13 protein-coding genes are annotated in these 16,822 nt (G+C 39.6%); 12 read left to right on the forward strand and 1 reads right to left on the reverse strand.

The genetic code is table 11. The features are described 5' to 3' along the window. The first annotated feature begins 332 nt into the window (after positions 1-332). From M3206_RS00005 to yihA, 6 genes are all read left to right on the forward strand, one after another. On the forward strand, positions 333-1,349 hold the full coding sequence (locus M3206_RS00005) for a hypothetical protein (RefSeq protein ID WP_251310457.1): 1,017 nt from the start codon (positions 333-335) through the stop codon (positions 1,347-1,349). Between the two features lie 107 nt (positions 1,350-1,456). Then, positions 1,457-2,749, forward strand: coding sequence for a trigger factor (tig, locus tag M3206_RS00010; RefSeq protein WP_251310458.1), 1,293 nt, complete (start codon positions 1,457-1,459; stop codon positions 2,747-2,749). Between the two features lie 311 nt (positions 2,750-3,060). Then, entirely contained in the window at positions 3,061-4,335 is a 1,275-nt protein-coding gene (gene clpX, locus M3206_RS00015; RefSeq protein ID WP_251310459.1) for an ATP-dependent protease ATP-binding subunit ClpX, read from the forward strand. A 189-nt stretch (positions 4,336-4,524) separates the two neighbouring features. Beyond that, positions 4,525-6,192 (forward strand): ATP-dependent protease LonB, encoded by a 1,668-nt coding sequence (gene lonB / locus M3206_RS00020; RefSeq protein ID WP_251310461.1) that lies wholly within the window; start codon positions 4,525-4,527, stop codon positions 6,190-6,192. Positions 6,193-6,333: 141 nt separating this feature from the next. Continuing rightward, positions 6,334-8,652, forward strand: a complete 2,319-nt coding sequence (gene lon / locus M3206_RS00025; protein WP_251310463.1) for an endopeptidase La — start codon at positions 6,334-6,336, stop codon at positions 8,650-8,652. Next, the gene (gene yihA, locus M3206_RS00030; protein ID WP_251310465.1) at positions 8,649-9,236 is read left to right on the forward strand and encodes a ribosome biogenesis GTP-binding protein YihA/YsxC; all 588 of its coding nucleotides are present in this window, start codon (positions 8,649-8,651) and stop codon (positions 9,234-9,236) included. Before lon ends, yihA begins: the two co-directional genes overlap by 4 nt. 246 nt (positions 9,237-9,482) lie before the next feature. Here the strand turns inward: yihA and M3206_RS00035 are convergent, their stop codons facing one another. Continuing rightward, positions 9,483-9,959, reverse strand: coding sequence for a LiaI-LiaF-like domain-containing protein (locus M3206_RS00035; RefSeq protein ID WP_251310466.1), 477 nt, complete (start codon positions 9,957-9,959; stop codon positions 9,483-9,485). 229 nt (positions 9,960-10,188) lie between these two features. Between M3206_RS00035 and hemA the strand changes: the two genes are divergently transcribed. The 6 genes from hemA to hemL are packed head-to-tail and all read left to right on the forward strand — an operon-like array spanning position 10,189 to position 16,396. Further along, complete coding sequence (gene hemA / locus M3206_RS00040) at positions 10,189-11,556, forward strand: glutamyl-tRNA reductase (protein WP_251310467.1); 1,368 nt, start codon at positions 10,189-10,191, stop codon at positions 11,554-11,556. 37 nt (positions 11,557-11,593) lie between these two features. Further along, on the forward strand, positions 11,594-12,412 hold the full coding sequence (locus tag M3206_RS00045; RefSeq protein ID WP_251310468.1) for a cytochrome C assembly family protein: 819 nt from the start codon (positions 11,594-11,596) through the stop codon (positions 12,410-12,412). 20 nt (positions 12,413-12,432) lie between these two features. Next, positions 12,433-13,362 carry a hydroxymethylbilane synthase gene (gene hemC, locus M3206_RS00050; RefSeq protein WP_251310469.1) on the forward strand — a complete coding sequence of 310 codons (930 nt, stop codon included), beginning with the start codon at positions 12,433-12,435 and terminating at the stop codon, positions 13,360-13,362. Continuing rightward, complete coding sequence (locus M3206_RS00055) at positions 13,362-14,114, forward strand: uroporphyrinogen-III synthase (protein ID WP_251310470.1); 753 nt, start codon at positions 13,362-13,364, stop codon at positions 14,112-14,114. Before hemC ends, M3206_RS00055 begins: the two co-directional genes overlap by 1 nt. Position 14,115: 1 nt before the next feature. Continuing rightward, positions 14,116-15,090: a porphobilinogen synthase gene (hemB, locus tag M3206_RS00060; RefSeq protein WP_251310473.1), complete on the forward strand. Its 975-nt coding sequence runs from the start codon at positions 14,116-14,118 to the stop codon at positions 15,088-15,090. Positions 15,091-15,109: 19 nt separating this feature from the next. Beyond that, a complete protein-coding gene (gene hemL, locus M3206_RS00065; protein WP_251310474.1) occupies positions 15,110-16,396 on the forward strand; it encodes a glutamate-1-semialdehyde 2,1-aminomutase in 1,287 nt (428 codons plus the stop codon). Positions 16,397-16,822 lie beyond the last annotated feature (426 nt).

Genomic DNA, 16,822 nt, shown 5'->3' on the forward strand with positions numbered 1-16,822 from the left:
CTAGAGTTACTTGGTGACGTCCTTCAGTAGTATGCTTAGATAACATGTATATTTCTCCCCTCAAACATTATCTACTTTAATTGTACAATAAAAAAAGCTTGTAGACATGACTTTGTCTACAAGCTGAAACTCTTAAAGGAGCACTCCTTTAAGAGTTTTTTTATAGGTTGTGTTTTTCTCAGATGGATACCACTTTCCAATAAAAGTAAAAATATGTGATGAATCATGATTTTTATGTGATAAGCAACCAAAGGAACAATCAGCCTTATCTTGAGTTCCGAAGTTGAAACTGATATTCTTTAGTCAAATCTAAACGGAAGCGGAGATTTGTGATGACAAAAGACAAAGAAAACAAAAACAATATCATTCGGTTTCCAAATTTAACAGGACGGTTATTAGAAAAGGGTATGGATTCTTTGAAGAATAAACAATATGAAGAGTCGTTGTCCTGTTTTGAACAACTGCTTCATACTGATCCGATGCATTCACAAGGTAACCTCGGACTTGTCTTAAGTTTGGTTGAGTTAGGAAGGCTGCAAGAAGCGAAAACACGCTGTGATAGGATGCTTAAAGAGGGAATCGGCGAATATTATGATGTTCTTCAAATTTATTTAAGCATACTTGTTCAATTATCCGAATACATAACAGTCGTTTCAGTGATCGAAGCTGTGTTAGAAGAACAAAAAATCCCAGCTGATAAAGCAGAAACCTTCTATCAGCTCCTTCAATTCAGCAGAAAGGTCATCGAACAAGAAGGAGTCCCAGAAGTTAAGATTCATCCTGAAGAAACGGTACATAAAGAGAATTCTAACTTAAGCGACTTAAAGGATATGTTGCAAAGTGAAAGGGCTGACTCGCAATGGATAGCCGTTCAACAGCTAAAGAAACTAGGACCTGATCTTACGATACCCATATTCGAATCCTTCTTAGTAGATGAATCCAAACACCCTGCTGTAAAAAGTTTAATTCTTCAATATTTAAAAGAGAATGAAATCAATAAGATCGTTAAGGTTGAAAAGTATGGACAGGTTGAAGAAGTTTCTATCCAGGAATTAAGAGAGTGGAATGAGAATCCTTTTTATAAGGAAGTAAAAGCTTTAATACAAGATGAGTTAGAACAAGAAAATCCATCTTTATTAGATATAGCATTGGCAGTTTGGAAGGACTATACGTTAGCACTCTATCCATTCGTTCCTAAGCCGGAAAATAAACTCTTATGGTTTGAAGCATCTGTGACTGCCGCTTCTATCTTATGTGGAATAGAAGATGATACGGAAAATGAAGACCCTGAATTAAAGAATGCAGTAAAGCTTCTAGTGGAACTGGAAAGATTTTATTTGCAGACTTAATGAGAAAGTGATGGATTTTGTTGAAATACAATGTGTCTATGCTATAATGGAATGGTTGTAATCTATATGATATTTATGGAAATACCGATGTTGGAGGGAATATATTAATGAGTGCTAAATGGGAAAAGCTAGAAGGCAATCAAGGTGTCTTAACTGTTGAAGTTGAGGCTTCTGAAGTAGATACAGCGCTAGACCAAGCGTTTAAAAAAGTGGTTAAAAAGGTTAACGTTCCAGGTTTCCGTAAAGGGAAAATGCCGCGTAAACTTTTTGAACAACGCTTTGGTGTAGAGTCTCTTTACCAAGATGCTCTAGACATTCTATTGCCAAAAGCATATGGCGATGCTGTTCAAGAAACAGGAATCGAGCCAGTAGATCGTCCTGAAGTGGACATCGAAAAAATGGAACAAGGAAGCAACCTTGTTTTCACTGCTAAAGTGATCGTTAAGCCAGAAGTTAAGCTTGGCGAATACAAAGGTCTTGAAGTTGAAAAGACTGAAACTGAAGTAACAGATGAAGATGTTCAAAACGAACTTACTCGTTTACAAGAACAACAAGCTGAGCTAGTTGTTAAGGAAGATGGAGCTATCGAGAATGGCGACACAGTAAACATTGATTTCGAAGGATTTGTTGACGGAGAAGCTTTCGAAGGCGGAAAAGCTGAAAACTATTCATTAGAAATCGGATCTGGTTCATTCATTCCAGGCTTTGAAGAGCAACTTGTTGGTGAAAAAGCTGGAACTGAAAAGGAAGTAAACGTTACTTTCCCAGAAGAATACCATGCTGAAGAATTAGCAGGTAAGCCTGCAGTTTTCAAAGTGAAAATTCATGACATCAAAACAAAACAACTTCCAGAACTAAACGATGAGTTTGCACAAGAAGTTGAAGGCGATGCTGAAACGCTTGAAGACTTGAAAAAAGAACTTCGTACGAAGCTTGAAGAAAGCAAAAAGCAAGAAGCTGAAAACAAAACACGCGAAACAGTGATTGAGAAGGCTTCTGAAAATGCTGAAATGGAAATTCCTGAAGCTATGGTTAACACTGAGTTAGACCGTATGGTTCAAGAGTTCGGTCAACGTCTTCAAATGCAAGGTATGAACCTTGACCTTTACTACCAGTTCTCTGGAACAAGTGAAGAAGCACTTCGTGAGCAAATGAAAGAAGACGCTCAGAAGCGTGTTCGTACAAACCTAGTACTTGAAGCGATCGTTGAAGCGGAAAACATTGAAGTTTCTGAAGAGGAAATCGATGCAGAGCTTAGCAAGATGGCTGAAATGTACCAGATGGAAGTTGAACAAATCAAGCAAATGCTTGCTATGCAAGGTGGAAACGATGCAGTTGCAGCTGACTTAAAAGTTCGCAAAGCGATCGACTTCCTTGTTGAAAACAGCAAAACGGCTTAATTAAATTCAATATGCAAGAGTAAAACAAGGCGCGATCCTACTATCGTGCCTTGTTTTGCCATACATAATATTATTTAACCTGCTATTTGAAAAATAGGTTTTAAAACACGCAGGAATGTTCATACTTATATAGAGCCATACCATACATATTGAATAAGGGTTTTTATTTCCGTTTTATATTGGAAGTGTGATACAATCCATTATAATCAACGGAATGCTTAAGCAATTAGAAATTAATATAGACCTGTACTATAGAAGTTGCAAGAGAAGTAAAGCGTTTCATCCATATTATCGTTTTAGGGGTGATATCATTGTTTAAATTTAATGATGAAAAAGGGCAATTAAAATGTTCTTTCTGTGGGAAAACACAAGATCAAGTTAGAAAACTGGTTGCTGGACCAGGTGTATATATTTGTGATGAATGTATCGAGCTTTGTACCGAAATCGTAGAAGAGGAATTAGGTACAGAAGAGGATGTAGAACTAAAAGAAGTTCCAAAACCAGTAGAAATCCGTAAGATTCTTGATGAATATGTAATTGGACAGGACCAAGCAAAGAAATCGCTTTCTGTAGCCGTTTACAACCATTATAAGAGAATCAATTCTTCTCAAAAATCCGATGATGTTGAACTGGCAAAGAGTAACATCGCTATGATCGGACCGACAGGAAGCGGTAAGACGCTTCTTGCACAGACTTTGGCGAGAATTCTAAACGTACCTTTTGCTATTGCTGATGCTACATCTTTAACAGAAGCGGGTTATGTAGGTGAGGACGTAGAAAACATCCTTCTTAAATTAATTCAGTCTGCTGATTACGATGTTGAAAAAGCGGAAAAAGGAATCATTTATATTGATGAGATTGATAAGATTGCACGTAAATCAGAAAATCCGTCCATTACACGTGATGTATCTGGAGAAGGTGTTCAGCAAGCCCTTCTTAAAATTCTAGAAGGTACTGTTGCGAGTGTCCCTCCACAAGGTGGAAGAAAACATCCGCATCAGGAGTTCATCCAAATTGATACGACGAATATCTTATTCATCTGTGGTGGAGCGTTCGACGGAATCGAGCAAATTATCAAGCGCCGTTTAGGTAAAAAAGTCATTGGCTTTAGTTCAGAATCAAAACAAGCAGATTTAAAAGCAGGAGAATATTTATCAAAAGTCCTTCCTGAAGACTTGCTTCGTTTTGGTTTAATTCCAGAGTTTATCGGGCGTTTACCAGTAATTTCTAACCTGAATCCGTTGGATGAAGATGCATTGATCGAGATCTTGACAAAGCCTAAGAATGCATTGGTAAAACAATACAAAAAGCTTTTAGATATCGATGGAGTAGAGCTTGAGTTCACAGATGATGCGCTTCGTGAGATTGCTACTCAAGCGATTGAACGTAAGACGGGTGCACGTGGACTTCGTTCGATCATCGAAGGTGTCATGCTGGACGTAATGTTTGAGCTGCCTTCTCGAGAAGATGTTGTAAAATGTATTGTTACAAAAGAAACGATTTCGGATAAAGTACCGCCAACTTTAGAACTTGAAGATGGTACGGTTATCGAACAATCAAAAGAAACTCCTAAAGAGAGTGCTTAATAAAAACTGGCTCATTAGCTGTTGTTCTCAATAGTTGATGGGTCAGTTTTTTTACGTATTTCCATTATTGAATTCATTTTCTTTCTTCTCGATTTCAATGGTTCTCCATAAAAAATCGTATTACCGTTTAGGTCCTTATATCCTCGGAGATACTATGGTTATCACTACATATGTATCGGGAGGAAAACGATGAACTGGACAGGGATAGCGTTAATCATTCAATTATTTTTTGGGATTATAATCGGTCTGTATTTTTGGAACTTACTGAGAAACCAGCGGTCTCAAAAAGTAAGCGTGGATAAAGAATCAAGAAAAGAAATGGAACAGTTAAGAAGAATGAGGTCTATTACACTCTCTGAACCATTATCAGAACGAGTGCGCCCAGGCAAATTTGAAGATATTATTGGTCAAGAAGACGGAATTAAAGCGTTAAAGGCAGCATTGTGCGGACCTAATCCACAACATGTCATCGTATATGGACCGCCAGGAGTTGGTAAAACGGCAGCGGCCAGATTGGTTCTTGAAGAAGCGAAAAGAAATAAAACTTCACCATTTCGTCCATCAGCCGTATTTGTTGAATTGGACGCAACAACAGCACGTTTTGATGAACGCGGTATCGCTGATCCGCTGATCGGTTCCGTTCATGATCCCATTTACCAAGGAGCTGGTGCGATGGGACAAGCAGGTATCCCTCAACCTAAGCAGGGTGCTGTTACAAACGCGCATGGGGGAGTTCTTTTCATTGACGAAATAGGTGAGCTGCATCCTATTCAAATGAACAAGCTTTTAAAAGTATTAGAAGACCGCAAAGTATATCTGGAAAGTGCTTATTATTCAGAAGAAAATCCGAACATCCCTCATCATATTCACGATATTTTTCAAAATGGACTTCCTGCGGATTTCCGAATGATCGGGGCTACTACTCGTATGCCGGATGAGATTCCTCCTGCCATCCGTTCAAGGTGTCTTGAAGTGTTCTTTAGGGAGCTTCAACCGGCTGAAATTGAGCAGATTGCTAAACGTGCTGCAGATAAAATCCAGCTTGGTATCGATGAGGAATCACTAAAATATATGGCTCAATACGCTAAAAACGGACGTGAGGCAGTAAATATGGTTCAAATTGCGGCTGGATTAGCGATTACAGAAGATCGAAAGAGTATTACAAAAGGCGATGTAGAATGGGTTACTCATTCAAGCAGAATGGCTCCAAGACCGGAGAGAAAAATCGGCAGCAAACCGAAGATCGGTTTAGTGAACGGGCTAGCAGTTTACGGACCGACAAGCGGAGCGCTCCTAGAGATCGAAACAACCGTGCTTCCAGCCAAAAAGCAAGGATCGATTACGATTACCGGAATTGCTGAAGAGGAGAGTATCGGCAATCAGTCAAAATCGATTCGCAGAAAAAGTATGGCTAAAGGGTCAGTAGAGAATGTGATTACTGTACTTCGATTCATGGGTGTTGATGCCTCTATGTACGATATTCATGTGAATTTCCCTGGAGGCGGCCCAGTAGATGGTCCATCAGCAGGTATAGCGATTGCATCCTCTATCTATTCTGCGATCCATAAAATACGTGTTGATCATGAAGTAGCTATGACAGGTGAAATAAGTATTCATGGTAAAGTAAAGCCTGTTGGCGGAGTAATGGCGAAAATATTAGCGGCCAAGGATGCTGGAGCTAAACGGGTACTGATTCCGTTTGAGAACAACCAGAAGATATTTGAGAGCATCGAAGGTATCGAGATTATACCAGTAAAAAAACTCTCTGAAGTATTTGAATATGTATTTTTAGATGACAGTTCTGAAGATTCAATTCCTGCTTCGGCGGCTTTAAATTCCCCTCCTTCTTCAGTATAAGGAGAAGAAGGGGATTCTTTTTTGTTTAATAAACGTGTTTCGGATACCAAACATTAGACAAAGTTAAGCATTATCGGTAGAATTGTACAAAGACTATGCATATTAATAATGATTACACAGCAGTTTTCGGAGGTGTTTTTAATGGGGGAAAAAAGAGTTCTTCCGCTCCTCCCTCTACGCGGATTGTTGGTCTATCCGACAATGGTGCTTCATTTGGATGTTGGAAGAGAAAAATCGATTCAAGCTCTTGAGAAAGTAATGCTTGATGATCAAATGATTTTTCTATCAACTCAAAAGGAAGTTTCTATCGAAGATCCAGCTGAAGAGGAAATTTACAATATTGGGACTTTATCAAAAGTCAATCAAATGCTTAAATTACCAAACGGTACGATAAGAGTATTGGTAGAAGGTATTCAACGTGGAAAAATCACTTCTTTTATGGACGAAAAAACACATGTTGAAGTAGAGATAGAGCTGACAGAAGAAGTTGTTGAGAAAGAAGCAGAAACAGAAGCGTTGATGCGAGCGGTGTTAACGCAGTTTGAACAATACATAAACCTCTCTAAAAAAGTAACTCCTGAAACCCTGGCATCTGTACAAGATATAACAGAACCAGGAAGGCTTGCAGACGTGATTTCCTCACATCTTTCCTTAAAGATTAAAGAAAAACAAAAGATTTTAGAAATCTTTAATGTGAAGGAAAGATTGGAACATTTACTGGCTATTTTAAACAATGAAAAAGAAGTGCTAGGACTCGAGAAGAAAATTGGCCAACGCGTTAAAAAGGCGATGGAAAAAACGCAAAAAGAATATTATTTGCGTGAACAGATGAAGGCCATTCAGAAAGAACTTGGGGACAAAGAAGGCAAGATGGGTGAAGTTACTTCGTTGAAGGAACGGATCGAAGCATCTGATATGCCTGAAAATGTTATGGAGATCGCAAAGAAAGAATTGGACCGATATGAAAAAATGCCTAATTCTTCTGCGGAAAGTTCAGTGATCCGAACCTATATAGAGTGGCTCGTTAACCTGCCTTGGAAACAAGAAACGGTTGATAATCTGGATATTACTCATGCAGAAACCGTCTTGAACGAAGACCATTATGGCCTTGAAAAAGTGAAGGATCGTGTTCTGGAGTATTTAGCTGTCCAAAAATTGACGAATTCATTAAAAGGTCCTATTTTGTGCCTTGTTGGACCGCCAGGAGTCGGTAAAACCTCATTAGCGCGTTCGATTGCACGTGCCATCGGTCGTAACTTTGTCAGAATCTCTTTAGGTGGTATAAGGGATGAAGCAGAGATCCGCGGGCATCGCAGAACGTATGTAGGAGCTATGCCAGGCAGATTGATTCAAGGAATGAAGAAGGCCGGAACAGTAAATCCTGTATTCTTGCTCGATGAGATCGATAAGATGTCGAGTGATTTTAGAGGGGATCCATCTTCAGCGATGCTTGAAGTATTAGATCCCGAGCAGAACAGTACGTTCAGCGATCATTACATCGAAGAGTCTTATGATCTATCTAAAGTGATGTTCGTGACGACTGCAAACTCACTCTCTACCATTCCTGGACCGCTCTTAGACAGAATGGAAGTTATTTCGATTGCGGGATATACAGAAGTGGAAAAGCTTCATATCTCAAAAAATCACCTGATTCCTAAACAGTTAAAAGAGCATGGCCTTAAGAAGAGTCAGATTCAGTTCAAGGATGATTGTATATTAAAACTCGTACGCAACTACACACGTGAAGCAGGAGTTCGTAATCTGGAACGTCAGATTGCTGGTCTATGCAGAAAGGCTGCGAAGCAGATTGTATCTACTGAAAAGAAAAAGGTGATCTTTTCTGGAAAGAATATAGAAGATTACCTTGGAAAACCGCGTTTCCGATTTGGTCAAGCTGAACTAGAAGATCAGATTGGAGCAGCTACTGGGTTAGCGTATACGACGGCAGGCGGAGATACACTGTCTATTGAAGTTGCCCTGTCACCAGGAAAAGGTAAGCTGATTCTAACGGGTAAGCTTGGGGATGTTATGAAAGAGTCTGCACAAGCAGCATTGAGTTATGTACGTACAAAAGTAGAAGAACTGGGGATTGCTCCAGACTTTTACGAAAAAACAGATATTCATATTCACGTCCCAGAAGGTGCCACACCTAAAGACGGACCTTCTGCTGGGATTACCATTGCCACTGCACTGGTGTCTGCCCTTACGAAGAGACCAGTGAGACGTGATGTTGGTATGACAGGTGAGATTACGCTTAGAGGGCGTGTTCTGCCAATTGGCGGATTGAAAGAAAAATCTTTAAGCGCACATCGAGCGGGAATAAAAACGATCATTCTTCCTAAAGAGAATGAAAAGGATATTGAAGAAATTCCGGAGACTGTAAAAGAAGGTCTTTCCTTTATCCTCGTTTCTCACTTGGATGAAGTCTTAAAAGTAGCATTAGCAGGTGATGAAAAGTGAAAGTTAATACAGCAGAAATAGTCATTTCAGCGGTAGGTCCTAAACAATATCCGGAAGGCAACCTTCCTGAAATTGCATTGGCTGGCCGTTCAAACGTAGGGAAATCTTCCTTTATCAATAAAATGATCCATCGTAAAAATTTAGCGCGTACATCTTCGAAACCTGGGAAAACGCAAACTCTGAATTTTTATATATTAAATGACAGTTTTTATTTTGTAGACGTGCCGGGCTACGGATTCGCAAAAGTGTCTAAGACTGAAAGAGAAGCTTGGGGCAAGATGATCGAACAATATCTTGTTGAGAGAGAGCAACTGAAAGCCGTTGTTCAGCTTGTCGACCTTAGACATCCTCCTTCAAAGGATGATTGTTTGATGTACGACTGGCTAAAATATCACGAACTTCCAGTTATCGTTGTGGCTACAAAGAGTGATAAGATTCCAAAGGGAAAATGGGATAAGCACAAAAAGATAGTCAAAGAGACACTTAACATGGATCCATCTGATAAGATTGTCCTCTTCTCTTCAGAAACCGGACAAGGAAAAGACGAAGCTTGGGGAATCCTAACTTCTTATCTAACAAAATAAAAGAAGTTTTTTGATGCTTTGTAGTCTTGAAAGTGGTTAATTTCCGTTGCCGGACTCGCTTTTCGCAGGGTGCGCGGGGAGCCCGTTTGTCGCTTTGCGACATTAAACGGTCTCACCTGTCCCACTCATCCTGCAGGAGTCTCGCCCTTCCACTTCAATTAACTAATCACAGAAGCATTTCCTTTTTAAGCTACAATCTATTAAGAAACCAAAATAAAGCAGTGTCCTCCGAAGAGGTACACTGCTTTATTTTTTCTTGAAAAATATGAAATAAGCGCCTAAGACCATAAGTATAATCGGCCAGAAATTTTTTGCTTCTGCAAATATATTCTCTACAGAAGGGGTATTCTGGTTAAAAAAGATTAACCAAAGGGATAGTCCTGTTAATAATAGTCCGGGTAAGAGGCCGTCTTTCCCTTTTTTATATTGAATTAAGAATGCGATCCCTGTAAGTAAAGTGATCATCTGTAATGGCTCCGGCCAGGAAGGAATTTTTCCCAAAGCATGGAAATGGATACCTAGGCCTGTCAGGAAAACACCTGAAAATAAATGTGAGGCGTCTTTTCCTGATCCGGCTTGCATTAGAAGTGCAAGTCCGATAATTAGGATCAAGGTTGGCCAGGTAAGATAGGGCTGAATGATCTCAATGTTCATCTGCATGGCAAAGAAGAATAATCCGATTCCGATCAATATAAATCCGCTAAATTTACTCTGTTGTTTCATAAGTCCTCCAATATGTGTTAAACCTTTGCTAATTTGGTCGAAATTTGTTATTTTAATTAATGGTGCTAAGTTTTAGAAAATCAGGAAATCCTAATACGGTTACATACCTAAAATGAATAACCCTATCATAGCATAAACGTTTAAATTCTGTTCACAATATACCGGCAATTTATACTTTTGTCCATGGTATAATAAACACAGAAAACATACATAAAAAGGAGGTGAGCGCATGCATATCTTAGTGGTAGGACTTAATTACAAAACAGCTCCTGTTGAAATCAGGGAAAAAGTTGCGTTTCAGCCCACTGACATACAGGATGCGATCTCTTTACTCCGTAAACAAAAAAGTATACTAGAATGTGTAATCGTTTCTACATGTAACCGTACTGAAATTTATGCGGTTGCAGATCAGCTTCATACAGGAAGATACTATATCAAATCATTTTTAGCAGATTGGTTTAATATTGCAAAAGAAGAGCTTTCACCTTTCTTAAGTATTAGAGAAGGTGAAGCAGCTGTAGAGCATCTATTCCGAGTAACAGCTGGCCTGGATTCGATGGTAATCGGAGAGACTCAAATTCTTGGTCAGGTTAAAGATAGCTTTCTTGAATCACAAAAGCTATCTGCTACAGGAACCATCTTTAATAAACTGATGAAACAAGCCATTACTTTTGCGAAAAAATGCCATTCTGAAACGGATATTGGCGAGAATGCAGTTTCAGTCAGCTATGCAGCTGTTGAACTGGCAAAGAAAATATTCGGGGGACTGCAGAATAAAACGATTCTGATCGTTGGGGCAGGTAAAATGGGCGAGTTAACAGCTAAGCATCTTCATTCCAGTGGCGGTAATGAAGTCCTTGTTATTAACCGTACATTTGAAAAAGCAAAAGAAGTAGCAGAAAAGTTTCATGGTGTCGCTCACCCTTTTAATGATTTAGAGAAATTGCTCGTTAAAGCAGATATTGTGATCTCCTCCACTGGAGCAAATGATTTTGTTATTACAAAAGAAATGGCTGCGCCAGCCATCAAGAAACGAAAAGGGCTTCCCCTGTTTATGGTGGATATAGCAGTTCCGAGAGATTTAGATCCTGCATTGCATGATTTAGACAGCGTTTTCTTATACGACATTGATGATTTAGAAGGAATTGTTGAATCAAACTTAGCAGAACGCAAAAAAGAAGCGGAAAAGATCGAGCTTCTCATCGAATCAGAAATCGTTGATTTTCAATCTTGGATCTCAATGCTTGGTGTTGTCCCATTAATTTCTGCCCTTCGTGAAAAAGCCTTGAACATTCAAGCTGAAACGATGCAGAGTATAGAACGCAAAATGCCTGATCTAACCGAGCGAGAGAAAAAGATTTTAAGCAAACATACAAAGAGTATCGTAAACCAGCTTTTACGAGATCCTGTTACGAGAGCTAAAGAAATTGCAGGGCAAGCTGATGCAGATGAACAGCTGCAGTTATTTACTGAGATTTTTGCATTAGAAGATTATTTGGATAAACACAAGCAGTCGGAAACAGGTTTTGCTGCAAACAGAGAAGACAAAGCATCATTAGCTGATGAGTCTGTCCATCCTTTTACGGCAAGAACTTAATGGATTGTTTCCCTCGAGCTCATGGAGTGTGAGCAAAATGAATTGGATATATGATCTTACAATTGTCTTATATGCACTAAGCATCACGGGCTATTTTATAGATTTTCTTCAAAACAACCGGAAAGCAAACCAGATTGCTTTCTGGTTGCTTTCTATTGTCTGGGTGCTGCAAACGGTCTTCTTTGTGTTACGGATGCTGGAAGATCAGCGGTTTCCAATCTTAACACCGTCAGAAGGACTGTTTTTTTATGCCTGGATCCTTGTTACTTTTTCTGTTGTAATGAGCAGGTTTTTCAGAGTGGACTTCCTCGTGTTTTTTACGAACGTCCTAGGCTTTTTGCTTGTTTCTATCCACTTGTTTGCACCGACAGGGCAAGCAAGTGCAGTCATTGAGAAGCAGCTCATTTCAGAACTATTAATCATTCATATCACGATGGCCTTTATTTCATATGGAGCATTCTCTTTATCCTTTATTTTTTCTTTAATGTATTTGATTCAGCACGGTATGCTTAAGAAGAAAAAATGGAGTAAACGGCTTCAGCGATTCGGAAGCCTTTCGTATCTTGAGAAGCTCTCGTTCCGTTTAAATACAGTAGGTGTCCCGCTATTGCTGCTAAGTTTAATATTAGGTGTGATATGGGCATTCTGGAAGATAAATAACTTTACACTCCTTGATGTAAAAGTTATCTCCTCTTTTATTGTGATTTTGGTTTACAGCACTTACCTATATCAAAAAGTAGCAAGGGGTGTTCAAGGTAAAACCCTAGCACTCTGGAATACAGCAGCTTTTCTGGTGGTCCTTATTAATTACTTTTTAGCATCTACATTTACTGAGTTTCACCTTTGGTATAAGTAAAGAGATTGGAGTTTTTATAAATGAGAAAAATAATAGTAGGTTCACGGAGAAGTAAATTAGCACTTACTCAGACAAACTGGGTAATTGACCAATTAAAGAAAACAGGTCTTCCCTTCGAGTTCGAAGTGAAAGAGATTGTAACAAAAGGTGATGTGATCTTAAACGTTACCCTATCTAAAGTGGGCGGAAAAGGACTTTTTGTTAAGGAAATCGAGCAGGCGATGTTAGATAAAGAGATTGATATTGCTGTTCATAGTATGAAGGATATGCCGGCTGCTTTGCCAGAAGGGCTAGAGATCGCATGTACGCCTAAACGTGTAGATCCACGAGATGCTCTCATTTCTGAAAAATATTCCTCTTTACGTGATCTGCCAGAGGGAGCAGTAGTTGGGACGAGTTCTTTAAGAAGAGCGGCACAGGTTTTACATACCCGTCCTGATTTATCGATTAAATCTATACGGGGAAACATTGATACACGCTTAGAAAAGCTGAAATCCGGTGAATTCGATGCTATTATTCTAGCTGCAGCTGGTCTTGAAAGAATGGGCTGGTCAAAGGATGTAGTTACTGAATTTTTGGATACCGATTTATGCTTGCCAGCAGTAGGACAAGGTTCACTTGCGATTGAATGCCGAACTGATGACGTTGAAGTAAAAGAGCTATTAGCGACATTAAATGATGAATATACATTTCAGACTGTTTTAGCAGAGCGGGCTTTCTTAGATACGTTAGAAGGCGGCTGCCAAGTACCTATTGCAGCATACGCCACTTTAGAAAACGATGAAGTAACGTTAACAGGATTGGTAGCAGATCCGACAGGAAAACAAGTATTAAAAGAGATGAAAACAGGGAAAGATCCTCATCATGTAGGGGTTGAACTTGCACAGGAACTAAAAGTAATGGGTGCAAAGCAAATTCTCGATAATGTGAAAAAGGAACTAGACATCTAATGAAAACACCAAAAGGTCCATTAGCAGGTAAATCAGTACTTGTTACCCGGCCTAAAGAACAAGCAGATTCATTACTATCGCAAATTAAAGAACAAGGAGGCATTCCGCTTTCTTTTCCGGTTGTGAAAATAACAGGAGTGGATCCTGATTTCTCAAAACACCATTTATCTCGCTACAGATGGATTGTTTTCACCAGCAAGAATGGCGTTGATCATTTTTTTAGAATCCTTAACGATAGGGAATGGTCGTTTGAGCATCATAAAATTGCGGCAGTCGGGGAAAAAACGGCGCGAGCGTTAAAGGAGTGGGGAATCCAGTCAGTTCTGGTACCTGAACGGTATGATGCTGTCGCCCTTGTTGAATGTTTGAAAAAAGAGATAAGTGTCGGAGAAAAGGTGCTTTTTCCTAAAGGTAGTCTTGCTCCCTCTTATATTAAGGATGGACTGAAAGACATCGCAGAAGTGGAAGAGATGGTCGTTTATGAAACGAAAGCGGCTGAGGATCTTGACTGGAGTTTGGTCTTAAAAGCTGATTGCTTTTTCTTCTTAAGTCCTTCTGCTGTATCTTTTATGATTGCGTATTTTGAAAAGAAGAACAAAAGCAGGATTTTAGAGACCCCTGCTTTTTGTATTGGACCTACAACAAAACAAGCAGCTCTCGAGAAAGGGTTCCATCATGTTAGTATGCCTGAAAGATACACAGCAGAAGATATGGTGAAACTCGCTGCACATTATTATCAAGGAGGAAGCTAATATGAATTTCCAGCGTCACCGTCGTTTAAGAAGAACAGACTCCATGCGCTCACTCGTACGAGAAACACATCTTCACGTATCAGATTTTATTTATCCGCTATTTTTTGTGGAGGGTGAAAATGTTAAGAACGAAGTGCCTTCTATGCCAGGTGTGTATCATCTTTCACTAGATTTATTAGAAGAAGAGGTTAAAGAAGTAGTAAGTCTAGGGATTCAATCTATCATTGTTTTTGGTGTTCCTGATCAAAAAGATGACTGTGGAAGTTCGGCATATGATCATAACGGAATTGTACAAAAAGCCATTCGCCAGATTAAAGAAATCGCACCATCTCTAACGGTGATCGCCGATACTTGTCTATGTCAGTTTACAGACCATGGTCATTGCGGTGTTATAGAGAACGGCTATGTTGTTAACGATGAAACACTAAAGTTATTGGCAAAAACAGCAGTTTCTCAAGCAGAAGCTGGAGCTGATATCATTGCTCCTTCTAACATGATGGACGGTTTTGTAGCAGCGATCAGACAAGGATTGGACGAAGCGGGTTATACAGAAATTCCAATCATGTCTTATGCTGTCAAATATGCTTCTTCCTTTTATGGACCATTTCGTGATGCTGCACACAGTACTCCGCAATTCGGCGATAGAAAAACGTATCAGATGGACCCGGCAAACCGTTTGGAAGCACTTCGTGAAGCAGAATCAGATATTGCGGAAGGTGCAGACTTCTTAATGGTTAAACCTGCCTTATCATATTTGGACATCCTTCGTGAATTAAAAGATCGATACCCGCTTCCGCTTGTTGCTTATAATGTGAGCGGAGAATACTCAATGATTAAAGCAGCAGCCATAAATGGATGGGTAGATGAAAAAAGTATTGTGCTAGAGAAATTAATTTCTATGAAAAGAGCCGGTGCTGATCTTATCATCACTTATTTTGCAAAAGATGCGGCAAGATGGCTGAAGGATAACCAGTAAATTGAAGGAGGGTGACAATATGAGAAGTTTTGAAAAATCGATCGCAGCTTTTAAAGAAGCAAAAGAATATATGCCTGGCGGCGTGAATAGTCCTGTACGTGCTTTTAAATCTGTGAACATGGACCCCGTGTTTATGGAACGAGGCAAAGGCTCTAAAATTTATGATATTGATGGAAATGAATACATTGATTATGTGCTATCATGGGGTCCATTAATTCTTGGTCATGCGGATGAAGCAGTGGTAAAAGCGCTTAAAGAGACTGCTGAACGGGGAACGAGTTTTGGTGCTCCGAACGAAATGGAGACGAAACTGGCGAAACTTGTGATTGATCGAGTTCCTTCTATAGAAGTGGTTCGTATGGTAAACTCCGGAACAGAGGCAACAATGAGCGCACTTCGGCTTGCTCGTGGCTATACAGGTAGAAGCAAGATCGTAAAGTTTGAGGGCTGCTACCATGGTCATGGCGACTCCTTGCTGATCAAAGCAGGTTCAGGTGTTGCGACACTTGGATTACCTGACTCGCCGGGAGTTCCTGAAGGGATCGCTCAAAATACGATCACGGTTCCGTACAATGATTTAGAGAGCCTGCAGGTAGCATTCGATCAGTTCGGAGAAGACATTGCCTGCGTAATCGTAGAACCTGTTGCAGGAAACATGGGAGTTGTACCTCCTCAGAAGGGATTCCTCGAAGGGGTACGTAAGATGACGGAACAACATGGATCTCTATTAATCTTTGATGAGGTTATGACAGGATTCCGCGTGGATTATGAATGTGCGCAAGGTTATTTTGGTGTAACACCAGACCTTACTTGTTTAGGAAAAGTAATAGGCGGAGGACTGCCTGTTGGTGCTTACGGTGGTAAACGTGAAATCATGCAGCAGATTGCACCAAGCGGACCGATTTATCAGGCTGGCACATTGTCTGGAAATCCATTAGCTATGGCTGCAGGTTATGCTACTCTTTCTCAGCTAACAATAGAAAGCTACGATTATTTTAGAAAGCTTGGTGATCAGTTGGCTTCAGGAATATCTGAAGCGGCGGAACACTATGGGATCGACCATACGATCAACCGTGCAGGAAGTATGATCGGATTCTTCTTTACTAATCAAGATGTAACGAATTACGATACTGCCAAATTATCAAACTTAGATCATTTTAATTCTTGTTTCCGCACGATGCTTCATGAAGGTATTTCTCTACCTCCTTCGCAATTTGAAGGATTATTCTTATCAACTGCACATACTGAAGACGATATTAACAAGACCGTTAATGCATTCAGGAAAGCATTCTCACAATTGAAATAGACGTTATCTTGAAAATTTAAAACCAGATCAAAGAGGCTGACTCAAAAGTGTAAAAACTTTTGGTTTTTAGCCTCTTTTTTTATTTAATAAATGAAAAAAGAAGTTAAAACAGATGAGTTACAAATCATTGAAAGCATTTAAGCCAAGATGACAGTCTATCAAGCTGTTTGTAGTGCTAAGTAAGATTCGAATTAGCAAGGTTGAGCGAAAAGCTATCTATTCAGAGCGAAGATCAAAAATTTTGAGCGTAACTCGGCGATTCTGAGCGTAACTCAGTGATTTTGAGCGAAAAGCGGGGCATCTTGAGCGAATGTGTAACAGAATAAAAAAACACGTACCGTAAAAATAATCTCCTTATTTTTATTTAACAGAGATTGAACTCCGAATCATATTTCGTCCTGTTCTCACATACACCTATATTGTATA

Origin of the sequence: Fictibacillus phosphorivorans, assembly GCF_023715845.1 — a bacterium.
Taxonomy (GTDB): Bacteria; Bacillota; Bacilli; order Bacillales; family Fictibacillaceae; genus Fictibacillus; species Fictibacillus phosphorivorans_D.

Excerpts from the sequence above, each read along its gene's own strand:
- M3206_RS00055 (WP_251310470.1), top strand. The coding sequence starts at position 13,362 with ATGAAAACACCAAAAGGTCCATTAGCAGGTAAATCAGTACTTGTTACC.
- hemC (WP_251310469.1), top strand. The coding sequence starts at position 12,433 with ATGAGAAAAATAATAGTAGGTTCACGGAGAAGTAAATTAGCACTTACT.
- hemB (WP_251310473.1), top strand. The coding sequence starts at position 14,116 with ATGAATTTCCAGCGTCACCGTCGTTTAAGAAGAACAGACTCCATGCGC.
- M3206_RS00035 (WP_251310466.1), bottom strand. The coding sequence starts at position 9,959 with ATGAAACAACAGAGTAAATTTAGCGGATTTATATTGATCGGAATCGGA.
- hemL (WP_251310474.1), top strand. The coding sequence starts at position 15,110 with ATGAGAAGTTTTGAAAAATCGATCGCAGCTTTTAAAGAAGCAAAAGAA.
- lonB (WP_251310461.1), top strand. The coding sequence starts at position 4,525 with ATGAACTGGACAGGGATAGCGTTAATCATTCAATTATTTTTTGGGATT.
- lon (WP_251310463.1), top strand. The coding sequence starts at position 6,334 with ATGGGGGAAAAAAGAGTTCTTCCGCTCCTCCCTCTACGCGGATTGTTG.
- tig (WP_251310458.1), top strand. The coding sequence starts at position 1,457 with ATGAGTGCTAAATGGGAAAAGCTAGAAGGCAATCAAGGTGTCTTAACT.
- M3206_RS00005 (WP_251310457.1), top strand. The coding sequence starts at position 333 with ATGACAAAAGACAAAGAAAACAAAAACAATATCATTCGGTTTCCAAAT.
- hemA (WP_251310467.1), top strand. The coding sequence starts at position 10,189 with ATGCATATCTTAGTGGTAGGACTTAATTACAAAACAGCTCCTGTTGAA.
- M3206_RS00045 (WP_251310468.1), top strand. The coding sequence starts at position 11,594 with ATGAATTGGATATATGATCTTACAATTGTCTTATATGCACTAAGCATC.